12 protein-coding genes are annotated in these 19,738 nt (G+C 57.7%); 4 read left to right on the top strand and 8 right to left on the bottom strand.

The features are described from left to right. Nucleotides 1-85 precede the first annotated feature (85 nt). Nucleotides 86-1,396, top strand: coding sequence for an acetyl-CoA C-acyltransferase FadI (gene fadI, locus LG31_RS0104360; protein ID WP_033113278.1), 1,311 nt, complete (start codon nucleotides 86-88; stop codon nucleotides 1,394-1,396). After that, nucleotides 1,396-3,519, top strand: coding sequence for a fatty acid oxidation complex subunit alpha FadJ (gene fadJ, locus LG31_RS0104355; RefSeq protein WP_033113294.1), 2,124 nt, complete (start codon nucleotides 1,396-1,398; stop codon nucleotides 3,517-3,519). The genes fadI and fadJ overlap by 1 nt, the downstream gene beginning before the upstream one ends. A 159-nt stretch (nucleotides 3,520-3,678) precedes the next feature. On the opposite strand, the gene LG31_RS0104350 is transcribed toward fadJ, so the two are convergent. The 4 genes from LG31_RS0104350 to LG31_RS0104335 form a co-directional block, all read right to left on the bottom strand. Beyond that, complete coding sequence (locus LG31_RS0104350; protein ID WP_033113277.1) at nucleotides 3,679-5,199, bottom strand: SpoVR family protein; 1,521 nt, start codon at nucleotides 5,197-5,199, stop codon at nucleotides 3,679-3,681. Nucleotides 5,200-5,208: 9 nt separating this feature from the next. Further along, complete coding sequence (locus LG31_RS0104345; protein ID WP_033113276.1) at nucleotides 5,209-6,480, bottom strand: YeaH/YhbH family protein; 1,272 nt, start codon at nucleotides 6,478-6,480, stop codon at nucleotides 5,209-5,211. Nucleotides 6,481-6,503: 23 nt separating this feature from the next. Continuing rightward, nucleotides 6,504-8,426 (bottom strand): PrkA family serine protein kinase, encoded by a 1,923-nt coding sequence (locus tag LG31_RS0104340; protein WP_033113275.1) that lies wholly within the window; start codon nucleotides 8,424-8,426, stop codon nucleotides 6,504-6,506. A gap of 581 nt (nucleotides 8,427-9,007) precedes the next feature. Further along, complete coding sequence (locus LG31_RS0104335; protein WP_033113274.1) at nucleotides 9,008-10,921, bottom strand: RecQ family ATP-dependent DNA helicase; 1,914 nt, start codon at nucleotides 10,919-10,921, stop codon at nucleotides 9,008-9,010. Nucleotides 10,922-11,239: 318 nt separating this feature from the next. Between LG31_RS0104335 and sstT the strand changes: the two genes are divergently transcribed. Continuing rightward, on the top strand, nucleotides 11,240-12,493 hold the full coding sequence (sstT, locus tag LG31_RS0104330) for a serine/threonine transporter SstT (RefSeq protein ID WP_033113273.1): 1,254 nt from the start codon (nucleotides 11,240-11,242) through the stop codon (nucleotides 12,491-12,493). Nucleotides 12,494-12,857: 364 nt separating this feature from the next. Here sstT and LG31_RS0104325 read toward each other — a convergent pair whose 3' ends face one another. From LG31_RS0104325 to pabB, 3 genes are all read right to left on the bottom strand, one after another. Continuing rightward, nucleotides 12,858-14,156, bottom strand: a complete 1,299-nt coding sequence (locus tag LG31_RS0104325; RefSeq protein ID WP_033113272.1) for an HAAAP family serine/threonine permease — start codon at nucleotides 14,154-14,156, stop codon at nucleotides 12,858-12,860. Nucleotides 14,157-14,372: 216 nt separating this feature from the next. Continuing rightward, nucleotides 14,373-14,939 carry a CoA pyrophosphatase gene (locus tag LG31_RS0104320; protein WP_033113271.1) on the bottom strand — a complete coding sequence of 189 codons (567 nt, stop codon included), beginning with the start codon at nucleotides 14,937-14,939 and terminating at the stop codon, nucleotides 14,373-14,375. 41 nt (nucleotides 14,940-14,980) lie between these two features. Then, the gene (gene pabB, locus LG31_RS0104315; RefSeq protein WP_033113270.1) at nucleotides 14,981-16,264 is read right to left on the bottom strand and encodes an aminodeoxychorismate synthase component I; all 1,284 of its coding nucleotides are present in this window, start codon (nucleotides 16,262-16,264) and stop codon (nucleotides 14,981-14,983) included. 294 nt (nucleotides 16,265-16,558) lie between these two features. Between pabB and LG31_RS0104310 the strand changes: the two genes are divergently transcribed. After that, the gene (locus LG31_RS0104310) at nucleotides 16,559-18,085 is read left to right on the top strand and encodes a fumarate hydratase (protein WP_033113269.1); all 1,527 of its coding nucleotides are present in this window, start codon (nucleotides 16,559-16,561) and stop codon (nucleotides 18,083-18,085) included. Between the two features lie 166 nt (nucleotides 18,086-18,251). Here the strand turns inward: LG31_RS0104310 and LG31_RS0104305 are convergent, their stop codons facing one another. Then, the gene (locus LG31_RS0104305) at nucleotides 18,252-19,622 is read right to left on the bottom strand and encodes an L-serine ammonia-lyase (protein WP_033113268.1); all 1,371 of its coding nucleotides are present in this window, start codon (nucleotides 19,620-19,622) and stop codon (nucleotides 18,252-18,254) included. Between the last annotated feature and the right edge of the window lie 116 nt (nucleotides 19,623-19,738).

The raw sequence follows: 19,738 nt of genomic DNA, 5'->3' as shown, positions 1-19,738 counted from the left end.
ATCAGCTGTATGAAACTTGTGATTGGATTGTTAAGATGTGGCGCAATGAGGTCAGACCTCTCCCTTATAAACCCAAGGAGCCAGGATGAAACAGCCATTGAAACTGACGACTCGCCAGGGCGAACGGATTGCCGTCGTGGCGGGGCTGCGCACCCCATTCGCCAAGCAGGCAACCGCCTATCATGGCGTCCCTGCGGTGGATCTCGGCAAGCTGGTGGTGAGCGAGATGCTCGCCCGCACCGATCTCGACCCCAAGCTTATCGACCAGCTGGTGTTTGGCCAGGTGGTTCAGATGCCGGAAGCCCCCAATATTGCTCGTGAAATCGTTCTCGGTACTGGCATGAGCGTCAACACCGATGCCTATAGCGTCTCTCGCGCTTGCGCCACCAGTTTTCAGGCGGTGGCCAACGTCACCGAATCCATCATGGCCGGTACGGTAGATATCGCCATCGCCGGTGGTGCTGATTCCTCCTCCGTGCTGCCTATCGGGGTGAGCAAGAAGCTGGCCCGCGCTCTGGTGGATCTCAACAAGGCGCGCAATCTGCAGCAGCGCTTCAATATTTTGCGCCAGCTGCAGGTCAAGGATCTGCTGCCGGTGCCGCCCGCTGTGGCCGAGTATTCGACTGGCCTCTCTATGGGACAGACCGCCGAGCAGATGGCCAAGAGCCACCAGATCAGCCGCGAAGCGCAAGATGCGCTGGCGCACCGCTCCCACTCCCTGGCGGCGCAAGCCTGGGCCGATGGCAAGCTCAGCGGCGAGGTGTTTACCGCCCATGTACCGCCCTACAAGTCGCCGCTCGAGCGGGACAACAATATCCGTGAGAGCTCGGACTTGGCGAGCTACGCCAAGCTCAAGCCGGTGTTTGATCGTATACATGGCACAGTCACTGCTGCCAACGCCACTCCGCTTACCGATGGCGCTGCCGCCGTGCTGCTGATGCGGGAAGGGCGAGCAAAAGAGCTGGGCCTCGAACCGCTGGGCTATATCCGCAGTTTCGCTTTCTCGGCCATCGATGTGTGGCAAGACATGCTGATGGGGCCCTCCTACGCCACGCCGCTGGCGCTGGACAGAGCCGGTATCACGCTCAGCGATCTGACCCTGATCGACATGCACGAAGCCTTTGCCGCCCAGACCCTGGCTAACCTCAAGATGTTTGCCAGCGCCGAGTTTGCCCGCGACAAGTTGGGCCGTGATCAGGCCATCGGTGAAGTGGATATGGATAAATTCAACGTGCTCGGTGGTTCGCTGGCCTATGGCCACCCCTTTGCCGCGACCGGTGCGCGGATGATCACCCAGACCCTGCACGAGTTGCGTCGTCGCGGCGGGGGATTGGGGCTCAACACCGCCTGTGCGGCGGGTGGATTGGGCGTGGCTATGGTGTTGGAGGTTGAATGATGAGTGCTAAGACTTTTTCCCTGGATGTTCGCAATGATGGCATCGGCATTCTCACCATGGATGTGCCGGGCGAGAGCATGAATACCCTCAAGGCCGCCTTTGTGGAGGAGATCCGCACCGTGCTGGCCGAGGTGAAGGCTAACCGTGATCTGATCGGTCTGGTGATCACCTCCGGCAAGAAGGACTCTTTCATCGCCGGAGCTGACATCACCATGCTGGCCGCCTGCACCAGTGCCAAGGATGCAGAAACCCTGTCGCGGGAAGGGCAGGTTATCTTTGCCGAGATCGAATCATTGACCATACCGGTGATCGCCGCTATTCACGGCCCTTGCCTCGGCGGCGGGCTGGAGCTGGCGCTGGCCTGTCATGGCCGGGTGGTAACCGATCACGGCAAAACCGTGCTGGGTCTGCCCGAGGTGCAACTTGGCTTGCTGCCGGGCTCCGGTGGTACCCAGCGTCTGCCGCGTCTCATCGGGGTAGCCAAGGCGCTCGACCTGATGCTGACCGGCAAACAGGTGCGGGCCAAACAGGCCAAAAAACTGGGGCTGGTGGACGATATGGTGCCGCCCTCCATTCTGCTGGATGCCGCAATAAAACTGGCCAAGAAGGGCAAGCCCCGTCACGAGTTGAAGCGGGATCTGCAGGGCAAGGTGCTGGAGACCAACAAGCTTGGCCGCAAGGTGCTGTTCGATCAGGCGCGTAAAGGGGTGATGAGCAAGACGCGCGGTAACTACCCTGCGCCGGAGCGGATCCTGGACGTGGTGCGCATCGGTGTGGAGGAGGGGATGCAGGCTGGCCTCGTCGCTGAGTCCCGCCACTTCGGCGAGCTGGTGATGACAGCCGAGTCTGCCGCCCTGCGTTCTATCTTCTTTGCCACCACGGAAATGAAGAAAGAGGTCACCTATCAGGGCGCCGAGCCGCGCAAGGTGGGGCATGCGGCCGTGCTGGGTGGTGGTCTGATGGGGGGCGGCATCGCATTCGTCACCGCTACCAAGGCGGGCGTACCGGTGCGGATCAAGGATGTGGCAAGCGCCGGGATCGGCAATGCCATGCGCTACAGCTATTACATCCTGGCCAAGAAACTCAAGCGCCGTCATATCTTGCGCAGTGAGCTTGAGAAGCAGATGAGCTTGCTGACCGGTACTCTGGACTACTCCGGTTTCCACCGGGTCGACATGGTGGTGGAGGCGGTGTTTGAAGATCTCAATCTCAAACACCAGATGGTCAAGGATGTGGAGCGTGAGTGTGGAGAGCACACAGTATTTGCCTCCAATACCTCGTCACTGCCCATCAACCAGATCGCTTCGGTGGCGAGCCACCCCGAGCGGGTTATCGGGTTGCACTACTTCAGTCCGGTCGACAAGATGCCGCTGGCCGAGATCATCCCCCACGCCGGCACCAGTGCCGAGACTGTGGCCACCACTCTGGCTTTCGCCCGCGCACAGGGCAAAACGCCTATCGTGGTGAAGGACGAAGCCGGTTTTTACGTCAACCGCATCCTCGCTCCCTACATGAACGAAGCAGCACGTCTGGTGCTGGAAGGGGAGCCGGTAGAGGTGCTGGATAGCGCGCTGCTCGACTTCGGTTTCCCGGTTGGCCCCATCACCCTGCTCGACGAAGTGGGCATTGATGTGGGCGCCAAGATTTCCCCCATCCTCGAAAACGAGCTGGGTGGCGAGCAGTTCCAAGCACCCAAGGCGTTCGACAAGCTGCTGCAAAACGATCGCAAGGGGCGCAAGAACGGTAAGGGCTTCTACCTCTATGGCAAGGCAGCCAAAGGCAAGAAGAAGGTGGATGAGAGTGTCTACGATGTGTTGGGGATCAAGCCGGCGGCCAAGCTTGCCAGGCAGGATATTGCCGAGCGTTGCGTACTGCTGATGCTCAATGAAGCGGCCATGACCCTCGACAGTGGTGTGGTTGCATCGGCCCGTGACGGCGATATCGGTGCCATCTTCGGTATCGGTTTCCCGCCCTTCCTCGGTGGCCCGTTCCGCTATATGGACAAGCTTGGTATCGATCATCTGGTTGGCCGTCTGGAGTATTACCAGAAGCGCCACGGCGATAGGTTTGCCCCCTGTGCCCGCCTCAAGGCGATGGCGGCGGAGCAGCAAACGTTCTATTGATAACCGCTGCAGATTGATCGCAAGCCAAAGAGGCCCGCACACCATGCGGGCCTCTTTCTATGTTGTGGTTTGTACGGCTTGGGCTCAAATGATGTTGGCAGATGTGAAGGCTGATAAAAAATGGCCCACCGAAGTGGGCCATTTGCGAGGTAGCAAGGCTCAGATACCCGGCTTGCGCTCCGGGCAGCGGCTGATGATATCTGCAGGTAGATCGCCGTTGTCCTGCTCCAGCACCACATCGAATCCCCACAGCTGATGGAGGTGTTTGAGTACCTCATGGCGCGAGTCGCCAAGAGGGATGCGGTTGTGTGGCACATAGCGCAGGGTGAGGGAGCGATCTCCTTTCACTGCGACATTGTAGACCTGAATGTTGGGTTCCAGATTGCTGAGATTGTACTGGGCCGACAAAGTATTGCGCACCTGACGGTACCCCTCGTCATTGTGGATGGCGGAGACCTTCAGATAGTTCTTCAGATCGTCGTCATCAATGGCGAACAGCTTCATGTCGCGCATTACCTTGGGGCTTAAGAACTGGCTGATAAAGCTCTCATCCTTGAAGTTCTGCATGGCAAAGTGCAGGGTATCGACCCAGTTACTGCCAGCGTAATCGGGGAACCAGTATCTGTCCTCCTCAGTCGGGTTCTCGCAGATGCGGCGCAGATCGGTAAACATGGCAAACCCCAGCGCATAGGGGTTGATCCCCGAGTAGTAGCGACTGTTGTAAGCCGGTTGATAGACCACATTGGTGTGGCTGTGCAGCACCTCCATCATGAAGCGATCGCTCAGCTTGCCCTCGTCATAGAGGTGATTGAGGATAGTGTAGTGCCAGAAGGTAGCCCACCCCTCGTTCATCACCTGAGTCTGCTTTTGCGGATAGAAGTACTGGCTGATCTTGCGCACAATGCGCACTATCTCGCGCTGCCAGGGTTCCAGCAGGGGGGCATTCTTCTCGATGAAATAGAGAATGTTCTCCTGAGGTTCGGCGGGGTAGCGTCTGTCTTCCACCCCAGCAGCTTTATGCTGCTTGGGCAGGGTGCGCCACAGCTCGTTGACCTGAGTCTGCAGATAATCTTCCCGTGCCTTCTGGCGCCGTTTCTCCTCTGCCATCGAGATCTTTTGGGGCCGCTTGTAGCGATCGACCCCGAAGTTCATCAGGGCATGGCAGGAGTCGAGCAACTGCTCCACCGCTTCTATACCGTGCTTCTCTTCACACTGGGTGATGTAGTTCTTGGCGAACAGCAGGTAGTCGATGATGGAGGAGGCATCGGTCCACGCCTTGAACAGATAGTTGTTCTTGAAGAAGGAGTTGTGGCCGTAGCAGGCGTGGGCCATCACCAGTGCCTGCATCGGCATGGTGTTCTCCTCCATCAGGTAGGCGATGCAGGGATCCGAGTTGATGACGATCTCGTAGGCCAGTCCCATTTGGCCGCGCTTGTAGTTGCGCTCGGTATGGATAAAGCGCTTGCCGAACGACCAGTGTTGATAGCCGATGGGCATGCCGACGCTGGAATAGGCATCCATCATCTGCTCGGCGGTGATCACCTCGATCTGGTTGGGGTAGGTGTCCAACTTGTAGAAGCGGGCGACCCGGGCGATCTCCTGGTGATAGGTCTCCAGCAGATCGAAGTTCCAGTCAGGCCCATCATCCAGTGGCGCAACACGTTTTTCAGTTTCGATCATGTGACCTCCTCACGCCGCTTGCTTCTTGAACAGCTCCCGGAATACCGGATAGATATCCTCGACCTTGCGAATATGCTCCATCGCAAAGTGGGGGAACTGGCTGGCCACTGATTCATACTCGTGCCACAGGGTCTGGTGGGCACGGGTAGTGATCTCGATGTAGGAGTAGTAGCGCACCCTTGGCATGATGTCCCGCGCCAAGATCTCCCTGCATTGCGGTGAATCATCTGCCCAGTTGTCACCATCCGACGCCTGCGCCGCATAGATATTCCACTGGTTGGCCGGGTAACGCTCGTTGATGATGTCATTCATCATTTTGAGCGCACTGGAGACGATGGTGCCGCCGGTCTCCTGGGAGTAGAAGAACTCGTGCTCGTCCACCTCCTTGGCCTGGGTGTGATGGCGGATGTAGACCACCTCTACGTTCTTGTAGGTCCGGCTCAGGAACAGATAGAGCAGAATATAGAAACGCTTGGCCATCTCCTTGGTTGCCTGATCCATGGAGCCTGAGACGTCCATCAGGCAGAACATCACAGCTTGACTGGATGGGACTGGCCGTTTGACGAAGTTGTTGAACTTGAGATCGAAGGTGTCGATAAATGGCACCGCATCGATCCGCCGTTTCAGCTCGCGGATCTCCTTCTCGAGCTGGGCAATTTCGGCAAAGTGTTCGTTGGGATCTGCGGCCAGCTGTGCCAGCCGCTCTTCCAGTTCATGCAACTGGCGTTTTTTGCCAGCTTGCAACGCCATGCGACGCGCCAGCGAGTTTTGCAACGAGCGCACCACGTTGATGTTGGCGGGCACCCCGTTTGAGGTGTAGCCCGCCCGATAGGTTTTGACTTCCATCAGCTGATTGAGCTGGGTTTTCTGCAGTCTGGGCAGCTCCAGATCTTCAAACAGCAGATCGAGATACTCATCCTTGGAGATTTGGAACACGAAATCATCGGCTCCTTCCCCCTGATTGGACGCCTGCCCCTCGCCGGAACCCTGTCCGCCGCCCCCTCCTTTGGGGCGGTCAATCTTGTCGCCGGAGACGAATTGATCATTGCCGGGATGCACCATCTCCCGTTTACCGCCGTGCCCCTGATGAAAATGGGGCTCGCCGATGTCCTTGGTCGGGATGCTGATGCTCTCGCCCTTGTCTACGTCCTGAATGCTGCGCTTGGAGACAGCATCAGAGACCGCTTGTTTTATCTGCTTCTTGTAACGGCGGATGAAGCGCTGCCGATTGACAGCGCTTTTGTTTTTGCCGTTGAGCCTGCGGTCGATAAAATGCGCCATAACTCCCCCTTGAACAGTCAGGGTCAGGATGACTTGCGTACCCTGAGATACCATTCGGAGAGCAGTCGCACCTGTTTGCGGGTGTAGCCTTTCTCCATCATCCGTTCGACAAAGTTATCGTGCTTCTTCTGCTCCTCAGCCGAGGTTTTGCTGTTGAAGGAGATAACCGGCAGCAGCTCTTCCGTGTTGGAGAACATCTTCTTCTCGATCACGGTGCGCAGCTTCTCGTAACTGGTCCAGTTGGGGTTACGGCCTGCATTGTTGGCCCGGGCACGCAGCACGAAGTTGACGATTTCGTTACGGAAATCTTTCGGGTTGCTGATCCCTGCGGGTTTTTCAATTTTCTCCAGCTCGCTGTTGAGGGATGCTCTGTCAAACAGTTGGCCGGTTTCGGGGTCACGGTACTCCTGATCCTGGATCCAGAAGTCGGCGTAGGTGACGTAGCGATCGAAGATGTTTTGGCCGTACTCTGAGTAGGACTCGAGATAGGCGGTCTGGATCTCCTTGCCAATGAACTCCACATAGCGCGGGGTCAGATAGCCCTTGATGAACTCAAGGTAGCGATCGTGCAGCTCTTGCGGGAACTGTTCGCGCTCGATTTGCTGCTCCAGCACATAGAAGAGGTGCACCGGGTTGGCGGCCACTTCCGCGTGGTCGAAGTTGAAGACGCGGGAGAGGATCTTGAACGCAAAGCGGGTAGAGAGACCATTCATCCCCTCGTCCACACCTGCGTAGTCGCGATACTCCTGATAGCTCTTCGCCTTGGGATCGGTGTCTTTGAGGCTCTCGCCATCATAGACCCGCATCTTGGAGTAGATGCTGGAGTTTTCAGGCTCTTTCAGCCGTGACAACACCGAGAACTGGCCGAGCAGTTCGAGGGTACCCGGGGCGCACTTGGCCTCGGTGAGCTCGCTGTTGACCAGCAGCTTCTCGTAGATCTTCACCTCTTCGGAGACGCGCAGGCAGTAAGGCACCTTGACGATGTAGACCCGGTCGAGGAAGGCCTCGTTGTTCTTGTTGTTGCGGAACTGCTGCCACTCGGATTCGTTGGAGTGAGCCAGCAAAATGCCGTCAAAGGGGAGGGCAGAGAGCCCTTCGGTACCGTTGTAGTTCCCCTCCTGAGTTGCAGTCAGCAGCGGGTGCAGCACCTTGATAGGCGCTTTGAACATCTCCACAAATTCCATCACACCCTGGTTTGCTTTACACAACGCACCGGAGTAGGAGTAGGCATCGGCGTCATCCTGGGCGAAGTGCTCCAGCATGCGAATGTCGACCTTGCCGACCAGTGAGGAGATGTCTTGGTTGTTGTCATCGCCTGGTTCAGTTTTGGCGATGGCGATTTGATCGAGGATGGAGGGGTTGACCTTCTCCACCTTGAACTTGGTGATGTCGCCGCCAAATTCGTGCAGGCGTTTGGCAACCCAGGGGGACATGATGGGGCGCAGGTAGCGGCGCGGGATGCCGTACTCTTTTTCCAGGATCTCCCCATCCTCTTCGATGTCGAATAGACAGAAGGGGTGATCGTTGACCGGTGAGCCCTTGATGCGATAGATGGGCACCTTCTGCATCAGTGATTTGAGTTTTTCTGCCAGCGAGGATTTACCGCCGCCAACGGGGCCCAACAGATAGAGGATCTGTTTCTTCTCCTCCAGCCCCTGGGCTGAGTGTTTGAGGTAGGAGACGATCTGCTCGATCGCCTCTTCCATCCCGTAGAAATCTTTGAATGCCGGATAGCGTGCCACGACGCGGTTGGAGAAAAGCCGGCTCAGTCTGGGGTTGGCAGAGGTGTCTACCATCTCAGGTTCACCGATGGCGGTCAGCAGACGTTCGGCCGCAGAGGCGTAGCAGGCTTTGTCCTGTTTGCACATATCCAGAAACTCCTGGATGGTGTACTCCTCTTCCCTTGCCTTTTCGTATCGCTGTTGGTAGTGCTCGAAGATGCCCATAACTTTGCCCTCGTTATAGTCGCTTGCCCTGAAAAAGTTGGATAACTGCTTTTGTGTTGTTTGCAATGTTAAGCCTAGTCAACAGCCCCCAGTAATCCATCAAGGTCGATTGGTTAAATGCGGAGGAAACCTGCCCGATCCTTGTGCGGGAGGGTCAGTCAACAACACACCTATGTTACTGACTGTTAAATTATTTTTGCCACGATAGTGAGGTAAATGTCAAAGACATAAAAAATAAATGTTTATTGGAAAGTGGAAACTGCTGGTATTGCCTGAAAGGTGAACAGCAAAAGATGAGGTCGGGGTTGGCTTGCGCAGATATGGATAAAAATGTCATTACGTTCACGTCAACGTAAATTCCATGGATTAGATTTTTAGCTCTAATTTTTACATTGACGCTACATTTCTGCTGCCCTAGATTGGCCATGTGTGAGCAGCGAGACGCTTTAGCAAGAGAGTGTATCGTGATCTCACCAAGCTCTGTTTAAGCACGTTTCCGTTGGCTTGACCCTCGCAATAGCGAGGGTCTTCTTTTTTCAGCGTGTGTGAGCCGTTGCGGGATGTAAGAGATGTACGAATGGTCAGGCGTAAGCTTGCTCGACCGCCAGCAGCACGTCAGCAAATGGATGTTGTGCCAGCTGGCCGAAGCCGGCCAACGATCTTGCCTTGATTTTGCTGGTGAGCGGCGTGGTGATGCCGCACAGAAAGCGGGTGAGCATGCGTGAATCCTGTGAGCCTGCCTTGGCGATGAGTGGATCGCACCAGGCGCGGATCCCTGCATCGTTTGGCATAGTCTGCAGGGGCAGGGGAGGCAGTACGGCAACCTGGCCACGACAAACCGAGCAGTGACCACAATGGGTCGGAGCTGCCTCATCTGCGAAATAGCGGGCGAGGCGGTGGCTCAGGCACTCATCCGAGGTGAAAAAGTCGAGCGTGGCTTGCAGTCTTGCCAGCTCGCTCTGCTCTTTTTGCAGGAATAGATCGTGCAGTGCGCTGGCCTGCGCAGCGGGTTCCCAGTTATGGCGGTTGATCCGGTAGACCTCGGTCATCTGTTTGCTCTCAAGCTCGATCCAGCCTTGTTGCTGCAAATAGTCGAGGGCGGCGACCGCCCGTTGCCGTTCCCCCTGGTAACTCTGCCAGAGGGCATCGAAATCCATGGTGCACCAGCTGCGTGCCAGTGGCGCGCATGCGAACAGCTGCTCCAGAAACTGACGTCGTTCCGGGTTGAAGCGGGCAAGAATGTCGCGCTTCTCCAGCACGAATTTGAAACGGTAGTCAGCGTAGTAGCTGTAGGCCGGCGTGATAATGCCCGCCATCTCCAGATAGACCAGCAGGGTTTTAAGCGGCAACTGGCGGATATTGGTATCGTTCGAGAGGCGCAGCAGGGTGAACTCCCACTCGGATCCGCTTTGGCGGATCTGGCTGAGGAGTTGAACAATGGCGTTCAGATCGGGCGTATCGCCATAGACAAAGTTTTCCAGCACTGGCAACTGGCTCTGGTTGGCCAGCACGATGCAGCGTGATGGCTGGCCATCGCGCCCGGCGCGGCCAATCTCCTGGCTGTAGTTCTCGATGGACTTGGGCAGGTCATAGTGGATCACCTGGCGGATATCGGCCTTGTCGATCCCCATGCCAAACGCGATGGTGGCGACGATGCAATCCACCTTGCCGCTCATGAAGTCGAGCTGGATCTGGCTGCGCAGCGCCGCATCGAGTCCGGCATGGTAGGCACGGGCGTTGATCCCCCGTTTGGCCAGCACCTCGGCGCACTCCTCTGCCGTATGTTGCAGGGTGACATAGACGATAGTCGGCGCCCCTTGAGATTGCGCCAGCGTCTGGCAGAGCCATTCGCTGCGCGCCTCCGGCAGTATCGGGATGACCGACAAATCGAGATTGGGTCGGTAGAAGCCGGTGACGACCACCCCTTGCGGTTCAATGGCAAACTTGGCTTGCATGTCGTCAATAACGGCTGGAGTAGCGGTGGCTGTCAGCAACAACACCTGCGGGATCTGCAACTCCTGGCGGTAGTCCGGCAGCTTGAGGTAATCGGGGCGAAAGTTGTGGCCCCACTCCGAGATACAGTGCGCCTCATCGACGACCAGCAGCGAGAGCGGCACTTGCTGGATGAAGCGGCGAAAGCGCTCGTTCTTGAGTCGTTCCACCGAAATCATCAGGATCTTGAGCTGACCAGCCAGCGCCTGCTGCATCACCTGTCGGCTCTCCTCCGGACTCTGGCTTGAGTCGAGGGTGGCTGCGCTGATCCCCTTGCTTTTAAGGAAGGCGAGCTGATCGTGCATCAATGCGATCAGGGGCGATATCACCAGCGTCAGGTGGGGCAGAGCAAGGGCGGGCAGCTGATAGCAGAGGGATTTGCCGGAGCCGGTGGGGAAGATGGCGATAGCACTCTGGCCAGCCACGATCCTGTTGATGACCGCCTCCTGGCCAGGCCTGAGACTGGAGAAACCGAAGTGTCGGGTCAGAAGGGAGGGGATCATGGCTAGGCTCCGCAGCAAATGGCGGATGATAACACAGTTGGTCATCCGCCCGGGTGTTGATAAAACGAACAAAAATGAGCGGTTACTCTGTTGTTATGTTTTTGTTGCGGTTATTTGTGCCAGATACTGGATATTTTTTGGTAGGTCTCTGGAAAAAAGCGGTGGTGAATGGGATATTCCGTCATGCAATCCGGTGACCCGCGGATCGGCCCGACAGAAGGCTGGCCGCAGGCAACCCGTCAGAACGGAATCATGCTGGCGGGAGGGTTGCAGACAGGACTCATGAATCGAGCACTACGGTGCCTAGGGACTTTTTTGATGACACAACAACACCCCCTCCTTCGGCTGGTCAATAGCACCAGTCTGGTCAGCCAGATCCTGGTTGGTCTGGTTTTCGGTATCTTGCTGGCGATGTTTGCCCCCGAGTGGGCCAAAACGGCAGGTCTGCTTGGTAGTCTGTTTGTGGGCGCGCTGAAAGCGGTAGCGCCGCTGCTGGTATTCGTACTGGTTATGGCTGCCATTATTGGTCACAAGCAGGGTCAGAAAAGCAACATGCGACCCATTTTGCTGCTCTATCTGTTTGGTACCTTCTCTGCGGCCGTGGTCGCGGTGATTGCCAGCTTCCTCTTCCCCTCCGATCTGCATCTGGTGGCCAATACGGCCGAGATCACTCCGCCGGGCGGCATCACCGAAGTGTTGCAGACTCTGCTGTTCAACGTAGTGACCAACCCGGTGAAGGCGCTGATGGATGCCAACTATATCGGCATTCTGGCGTGGGCTATTGGTCTGGGTATTGCCATGCGCCACGCCAACGAGAGCACCAAGACGCTGATCACCGATTTGTCCCACGGCGTCTCGGCCATCGTGAAAGCGGTGATCCGCTGCGCGCCGCTCGGGATCCTGGGTCTGGTCGCCTCCACCCTGGCGGAAACCGGCTTTGACGCCCTGTTTGGCTATGCCCAACTGCTGGTGGTGCTGATTGGTTCCATGCTGTTGATTGCCTTCGTGGTCAACCCGCTGATCGTGTTCTGGAAGATCAAGCGCAACCCCTATCCGCTGGTGCTGACTTGCCTCAAAGAGAGCGGTGTGACCGCCTTCTTTACCCGCAGCTCTGCGGCCAATATCCCGGTTAACATGGCGCTGTGTGAAAAACTGCGTCTGCCGGAGGATACCTATGCGGTCTCCATCCCGCTGGGTGCCACCATCAACATGGCGGGTGCTGCCATCACCATCACTGTGCTCTCCATGGCGGCGGTGCATACCCTGGGTATGGAGGTGGATCTGGCAACGGCTGTGCTGCTCTCCGTGGTCGCTACCATCAGTGCCTGTGGCGCGTCCGGTGTAGCCGGTGGCTCCCTGCTGCTGATCCCGCTCGCATGCAGCCTGTTTGGTATCGGCAACGATATCGCCATGCAAGTGGTAGCCGTCGGCTTTATCATCGGCGTGCTGCAAGACTCGGCGGAAACGGCGCTTAACAGCTCCACTGATGTGCTCTTCACTGCCGCGGCCTGCATGGCCGAAGACGAATCTTTGCTGGAGCCTGCGGCACCGCTGCCCAGCAGCGAAGCCTGATCTCAGCTTCTCTGGTTAATGCTGTTTTTTGGCGCCCTCTTCGGAGGGCGCTTTTTATTGCCTCGGTGTTGCCTGGTTTCGTGGGGGTTGCCGCAAATATGCGGGGGTTTGGCAAATAGATAGGCAGACAGTCAGAAGACTGTTGCGTTGTGACGGGTGGGGATGTGTTTACCCCACAGGGCGAGATAAAAAAGGGCCCTCATGATATGAGCGGAGGGCTGTGATGGCACAGATATGCAGTGGCGCAGGGAGCCTGGTTAACCGGGGCAACTGAGAAAAGGACGGGGATCTCCAGAGAAGAGCGCAGAATGGCGCAATAAAAAACCAGCCGTTGCCGGCTGGTTTTTGACTATCGGTGGCGGGATTAACCGACCAATTGATAGAGGATGGCGGAGATGGCAGTCAGGCCCATCACGGTCACGAAGACGTTGCTGATGTGACCCTGATACTTTGCCATGGCCGGTACGCGCTTGATGGCGTACATCGGCATGATGAACAGGATGGTCGCGATGATGGGGCCGCCCAGCGATTCGATCATGCCCAGGATGGAGGGGTTGGCAATGGCGGTGCCCCACAGGGTCAGGATGAAGAAGGCGATGATAAACATCTCGACTTTCTTGGCGTTCGGCTCTTTGCCGGATTTGCGCATGTTCTGCACGATCATCCCTTTCAGACCTTCACGGGCACCCAGATAGTGGCCGAAGAAGGAGGATACGATGGCGACGAACGCCACCAGCGGCCCGAAGTAGGAGATGATGGGACTCGCATGCTGGTTGGCCAGATAGGAGAGCACGGCGATGTTCTGGGCTTTGGCTTCAGCCAGCTGAGCCGGTGTCAGACTCATCACGCAGGAGAACACGAAGAACATCACGAAGCCCAGCAGCACCATGGCGGTACGCTTGAGGATGGCATCGGCTTTCTCGACGGCGTGCTCACCGTGGTCGCGGCGCTGGGCCAGCGAGAAGCTGGAGATGGCCGGGCTGTGGTTGAAGGAGAAGACCAGCACCGGGATGGTCAGCCACAGAGTGACGGCGAAATCCTTGGCAGAAGGCACTTGCTCCAGAGCCGCACCGGTCCAGTCCGGGATCAGGTAGAGGGAGATACCGGCCAGGATGGCGATCAGCGGATAGACCAGTACTTCGGTCACTTTCAGCATCAACTTCTCGCCGGCCAGCATCACGGACATCATGCCCATGATCAGCACGATGGAGAGGATCCAGCGCGGCGGTGCACTCATCTGCAGCTGGTTGACCATGAAGCTTTCCACGGTGTTGGTGATGCCCACGCCGTAGATCAGCACGATAGGGTAGATCGCGAAGAAGTAGAGCAGGGTGATCAGCTTGCCTGCACCGGCACCAAAGTGCTCTTCAACCACTTCGGTGATGTCTGCATTGGGCTTTTTGGAGGAGAGTACGAAGCGGGCCAGACCACGGTGGGCCAGATAGGTCATCGGGCCAACCAGCAGCGCCATCACCACCAGTGGCCAGAAGCCGCCCATGCCTGCGTTGATCGGCAGGAACAGGATGCCTGCGCCAACAGCAGTACCAAACAGGCTGATAACCCAGGTTGAATCTTGTTTTGTCCAGCCTTTACTCTGGACGAAGTTCGTTCCTTGCTCCTTTACGGTCGCGACATCCTGTGCGCCAGTGACAGTATTTGACATCTATCTCACCCCGAATTGTGGTTCTTATTAAGTCGGCGGCAAGGATACGGTTTTTTTAATCAAAAATGTTGATCAAATTCATCTTTAACAGACGAAAACCCCGAGTTTCTTATAGAAACGTGATCAAAACAGTAAAAAATCAATTTTTGTTTAGCATTTGACACGTTGGTTTAATGTTAATGATTAAATTCCGCCCTGCCGCAAGTTGCCAAATTGTTACTTCTCGAGGTGCTGGGTCAGCTGACAGATCATGCTGGCCGTGGCACCCCAGATGTAGTGCTGTTGCCAGGGGATCCAGTAGACGGTGTGCTGTTTGCCCGCCCGAACAAAGGTGAGGGCGATATGATTGCGGCGATCGAGCAGGTGGTTTAACGGTACCTCAAAGGCATGTTCTACCTCATCTGCACTCAATTCGAGGGAGTAGTCGGCATTGAGCAGAGCCAGCACCGGCAGCACCTCGAAGCGCGAGATGGTATTGAGCGGATTGAGGGTGCCGATCACCTGCACGAGATGAGAGGGGATGCCGAGCTCCTCTTCGGTCTCCCGCAGCGCGGTGGCGATGAGATCCTGATCATCGGGATCCTGACGCCCGCCCGGAAAGCTTATTTGCCCGGCATGATGGCGCAGCCGGGCACTGCGACGGGTGAGCAGTAGGTGAAGGCCATCGTGGCGCTCCACGATAGGCACCAGCACCGCCGCCGGACTGAGGCCGGCAACGGTGAGACGATGTGCCGGGGCTGGTCGTTGCAGGGAGAAACGGGTCAGCAGTTCTTGGCGTTCCATGGCGTGACGTGGTTCCGTGGCAGTTTATCTGGGGCTCTGGCTCACAGTGCGGTGAGCAGGGGCAGAATGCGGGCGACCTTGTCATAGGTCTCCTGATATTCGCTGTCGGCGTCGGAGTCGGCGATGATGCCGCCACCGGCCCAGCAGTGCAGACGGCCCGCTTCGGCAATCAGGGTGCGAATGCAGATGCTGGTGTCCATCCGGCCATGCTGGCTGAGGTAGCCGATGCTGCCGCAGTAGGCGTTGCGTCGCTGGGGCTCCAGCTCCTCGATGATCTCCATGGCGCGGATCTTGGGCGCCCCTGTGATGGAGCCGCCCGGGAAGCAGGCGCGCAGCAGATCGACGCCTTGCCAGCGGCTATCGAGTTCGCCATGAATGGTGGAGACCAGATGGTGCACTGCCGGAAAGGACTCCACCGCAAAGAGGTGAGGGACGCTGACCGAACCCGGCCTGCTCACCCGCCCGATGTCGTTGCGCAGCAGATCCACGATCATCAAATTCTCTGATCTGTCCTTGTCCGCCTCTGACAATTCCTGAGCAATTGCCCTATCGATGGCTGGATCAGGATGACGCGGGCGTGTGCCCTTGATGGGCTTGGTCTCGATATGGTGACCATCGAGCAGCAAGAAACGCTCGGGGGAGAGGCTTAAAATGGCGCTGTCCGGCAAGCGCAAAAAGGCGGAGAAAGGCGCCTTGTTGGCCGCCGCCAGCGTGCAGTAAGCCTGCCACTCATCGCCCTGATAGGGGGCACTGAAGCGCTGGGTCAGGTTGATCTGGTAGCAATCCCCCGCCGCGAGGTACTCCTGAATGCGGGCAAACTTCTCGCCATAGGCTTCCCGGCTCATGTTGCTTTGCCAGCTGCCTTGCAGGTGGAAAGGCGGCGCAGGTTCGGCCACTTGCTGCTCGAGCCAGGCGATACGTCTGGCAAGACCCGCTTCATCACCCCAGTGCACCAGTTGCCAGGCTCCGGTCTCGACGCTGCGCAGCAGCGCCCAGTCGTAGAGCCCCACCGCCATGTCGGGCACCTTGATATCGGCGGCAGCCTGACTTGGCAGCTGTTCAAAATGGCGGCCCAGATCGTAGCCAAACAGCCCGAGCGCCCCGCCTATAAAGGGCAGTTTGCTGTTGTGCGCGACCGGTTGGCCAAGCAGTTGTTGCTGAAGTTCGGCCAGCAGGGTGAGAGGGTCGCCATGATGCTCTCTTTCTACATTGCTACAGCGCACTGTGGTGAGCTGGCCACAGGTTTCGAGAGTCGCCAGCGGATCGGCGGTGATGATGTCGAAGCCATTGTCGGCACCAAGTGGTCCGGCTGACTCCAGCAGCATGGCCCACGGCTGATGTTGCAGCCGTGCAAATAGCGCGTGGAGAGGTGTGTGATGATCTGGATAATGGATATGCAGTGATGGCGTCATTTTATGTTACACAGGCAACAGTTTGATTCCCGAACCCTAGTCGGTGCTGGTGGGCAAGCGTATCATAGGTGGCGGTGACTAAAGAAAAAACTGCTGTGCTTCAGGTTTTTTGCTGACTGATAGTGTTTGGTTTGCGCCTCTGTACAGCCATCATATGGAAGCCCTTGTCCATCGCACCAGTGTGACGCAAGGACCAGTGAGGATGATATGAGCATTATAAAAAAACAGGATTTTATCGATTCCATCGCAGATGCCCTCCAGTACATCTCCTATTACCACCCGCTGGATTTTGTCCAGGCCGCCAAAGCTGCTTATGATCGGGAAGCCAACCCCGCAGCCAAGGATGCTCTGGCCCAGATCCTGATCAACTCGCGCATGTCTGCCGAAGGCCACCGTCCGCTCTGTCAGGATACCGGCATCGTCACCTGCTTTGTGAAGATCGGCATGCAGGTGCAGTGGGACAGCGACATGACAGTGCAGGAGATGGTGGATGAAGGTACCCGCCGTGCCTACACCAATCCGGACAACCCGCTGCGCGCCTCGGTGCTGGCCGATCCGGCTGGCAGTCGCAAAAACACCAAAGACAATGCCCCGGCGGTCGTCCATATCGACATGATCCCGGGTGACAAGGTTGAGGTGAGCATCGCCGCCAAGGGCGGTGGTTCCGAGAACAAATCCAAGATGGTCATGCTCAACCCCTCCGATGATATCGTCGAGTGGGTGCTGAAAACCGTGCCGACCATGGGTGCGGGATGGTGCCCGCCAGGTATGCTCGGCATCGGCATCGGCGGTACTGCCGAGAAGGCAGCCGTGCTGGCCAAAGAGGCGCTGATGGAGCACATCGACATTCAGGAGTTGATCGCTCGTGGCCCGCAAACTACCGAAGAGAAGCTGCGTGTCGAGCTCTACGACAAGGTCAACAAGCTGGGGATCGGTGCCCAGGGTCTGGGCGGCCTCACTACCGTGCTGGATGTGAAGGTGAAATCCGCGCCGACTCACGCTGCCTCCAAGCCGGTAGTGATGATCCCCAACTGCGCTGCGACCCGTCACGTTCACTTTGAACTGGATGGTTCAGGCCCCGCCGAACTGACCCCGCCGAAACTGAGTGACTGGCCGGAGATCACCCGTGAAGCGGGTGGCAACGTGCGCCGTGTCAACGTCGACGGCATCACCAAGGCCGAGCTGGCCAGCTGGAAGAGCGGTGATACCGTGCTGCTGTCAGGCAAGATCCTTACCGGCCGCGATGCTGCCCACAAGCGTATCGCCGACATGCTGGCCCGTGGCGAAGGGCTGCCGGAAGGGGTCGATTTTACCAACCGCTTCATCTACTACGTTGGCCCGGTCGATGCGGTGCGTGACGAAGTGGTTGGCCCGGCTGGCCCCACCACCTCCACCCGGATGGACAAGTTCACCGACATGATGCTGGGTGACACCGGCCTTATCGGCATGATCGGCAAATCCGAGCGTGGCCCGAAAACCGTCGAGAGCATCAAGCAGCACAAGGCCGTCTATCTGATGGCGGTGGGCGGCGCCGCCTATCTGGTGGCCAAGGCCATCAAGAAGGCGCGGGTAGTGGCCTTTGCCGATCTCGGCATGGAAGCTATCTACGAGTTTGAAGTGGAAGATATGCCGGTGACCGTTGCGGTCGACTCCGAAGGCAACAATATCCACGAAACCGGCCCGGCCTACTGGTCTGCCAAGATTGCCGAACTGGATGGCAAACTCTCCTCCTGATCCGGTGTGCAGCCCTGGTGCCGTTATTGGCTGGATAGAGCAGATAAAAAAGGATGGCCCGCAAGGCCATCCTTTTTATTATCCACTCTTCCAGTGACGCAGTGCCGGAACCGGTAAATAGAAAAAGGCGGGATAACCCGCCTTTTGTCGTCATGCCAGTGGCTGCTTAGTCGCAGGCAACCTGCATAACCTTGATGGCCAGACCGCCACGTGAGGTTTCACGGTACTTGGAGTCCATGTCCTTGCCGGTGACGTACATGGTGTCGATCACCTTGTCCAGCGAGACGCGCGGCTTGGAGGTACGACGCAGGGCCATACGGGAGGCGTTGACCGCCTTCATGGCGGCGATGGCGTTACGCTCGATGCAGGGCACCTGAACCTGGCCGGCAACCGGGTCACAGGTCAGACCCAGGTTGTGCTCCATACCGATTTCAGCGGCTTCGCAGACATGCTCCGGGCTACCGCCCATCAGTTCGGTCAGACCGGCTGCGGCCATGGAGCAGGAGACGCCCACTTCACCCTGGCAGCCCACTTCGGCACCGGAGATGGAGGCGTTCATCTTGTAGAGGATGCCGACGGCACCGGCAGCCAGATAGAAACGGGTGTACTCGTCGCGGCCAACCGGCTGGATGAACTTGTCGTAGTAGGCCAGTACGGCCGGGATGATGCCGGCAGCGCCGTTGGTCGGTGCGGTGACCACGCGGCCACCGGCAGCGTTCTCTTCACTCACGGCCAGAGCGAACATGTTGACCCAGTCAACGATGTTCATCGGGTCGCTCGAGAGGTTCTCGTTGGTGTTGAGCTGGCGGTAGAGTGGAGCCGCACGACGGGGCACGCGCAGCGGGCCGGAGAGGACGCCTTCGGTACGGCAGCCGCGCTCGATACCTTCACGCATGGTGTTCCAGATCTTGCCGAACTTCTTGTAGATCTCTTCCGGGGTGTTGAAGCACTTCTCGTTTTCCATCATCAGGGCAGAGATGGAGAGACCGGTTTGGCTGCAGTGGGCAACCAGTTCGGCGGCGCTCTTGAACGGATAGCGTACGGACATGTCGCCGCTGTCAGCCTTGCCGAAGTTCTCTTCGTCAACGATGAAACCGCCACCGATGGAGTAGTAGGTCTTGCTGTAGACCACTTCGTCTTCAATCAGGGCGCTCAGCTTCATGCCGTTTTCGTGCAGCGGCAGGGCTTCGTCGTGGAATACCATGGCGTCGCGCGGGAAGCTGACGGTGTGGCAGTGTAGGCCGATCGGCAGGCGCTCGGTCTGTTCTACGCGGGAGATAAATTCAGGGATGGCATCGATATCGACGTTTTCCGGCAGGTTGCCGGCCAGGCCCATGATGATGGCGGTGTCGGTGTGGTGGCCTTTACCGGTCCAGGAGAGGGAGCCGTAGACATCGACATTGATGCGGGTGATATCGCGGATCTTGCCGCCTGCGCGCAGTTCGTCAACAAACTGTTTGGCTGCTTTCATCGGGCCAACAGTGTGGGAAGAAGAGGGGCCTACACCGATTTTGAAGATATCAAAAACGCTGATCATGTCACTATTACCTCAGGGTAGAAGGGGGCGGCATGCCCACTCACAGAAATTTGGGAGATCCATGGAACGCGCTGGTTTGCGCAGGTCACTGAACCAGATAACCGTAGTGTAACGGC

It is taken from the genome of Aeromonas lacus (genome assembly GCF_000764665.1).
Taxonomy (GTDB): domain Bacteria; phylum Pseudomonadota; class Gammaproteobacteria; order Enterobacterales; family Aeromonadaceae; genus Aeromonas; species Aeromonas lacus.
This window is presented reverse-complemented; position numbering and strand designations above follow the sequence as displayed.

Coding starts and splice junctions, on each gene's coding strand:
- LG31_RS0104350 (WP_033113277.1), bottom strand. CDS start 5,199: ATGATCGAAACTGAAAAACGTGTTGCGCCACTGGATGATGGGCCTGAC.
- LG31_RS0104335 (WP_033113274.1), bottom strand. CDS start 10,921: ATGATCCCCTCCCTTCTGACCCGACACTTCGGTTTCTCCAGTCTCAGG.
- LG31_RS0104305 (WP_033113268.1), bottom strand. CDS start 19,622: ATGATCAGCGTTTTTGATATCTTCAAAATCGGTGTAGGCCCCTCTTCT.
- LG31_RS0104325 (WP_033113272.1), bottom strand. CDS start 14,156: ATGTCAAATACTGTCACTGGCGCACAGGATGTCGCGACCGTAAAGGAG.
- LG31_RS0104320 (WP_033113271.1), bottom strand. CDS start 14,939: ATGGAACGCCAAGAACTGCTGACCCGTTTCTCCCTGCAACGACCAGCC.
- LG31_RS0104345 (WP_033113276.1), bottom strand. CDS start 6,480: ATGGCGCATTTTATCGACCGCAGGCTCAACGGCAAAAACAAAAGCGCT.
- LG31_RS0104310 (WP_033113269.1), top strand. CDS start 16,559: ATGAGCATTATAAAAAAACAGGATTTTATCGATTCCATCGCAGATGCC.
- pabB (WP_033113270.1), bottom strand. CDS start 16,264: ATGCTGCTGGAGTCAGCCGGACCACTTGGTGCCGACAATGGCTTCGAC.
- fadJ (WP_033113294.1), top strand. CDS start 1,396: ATGAGTGCTAAGACTTTTTCCCTGGATGTTCGCAATGATGGCATCGGC.
- sstT (WP_033113273.1), top strand. CDS start 11,240: ATGACACAACAACACCCCCTCCTTCGGCTGGTCAATAGCACCAGTCTG.
- LG31_RS0104340 (WP_033113275.1), bottom strand. CDS start 8,426: ATGGGCATCTTCGAGCACTACCAACAGCGATACGAAAAGGCAAGGGAA.
- fadI (WP_033113278.1), top strand. CDS start 86: ATGAAACAGCCATTGAAACTGACGACTCGCCAGGGCGAACGGATTGCC.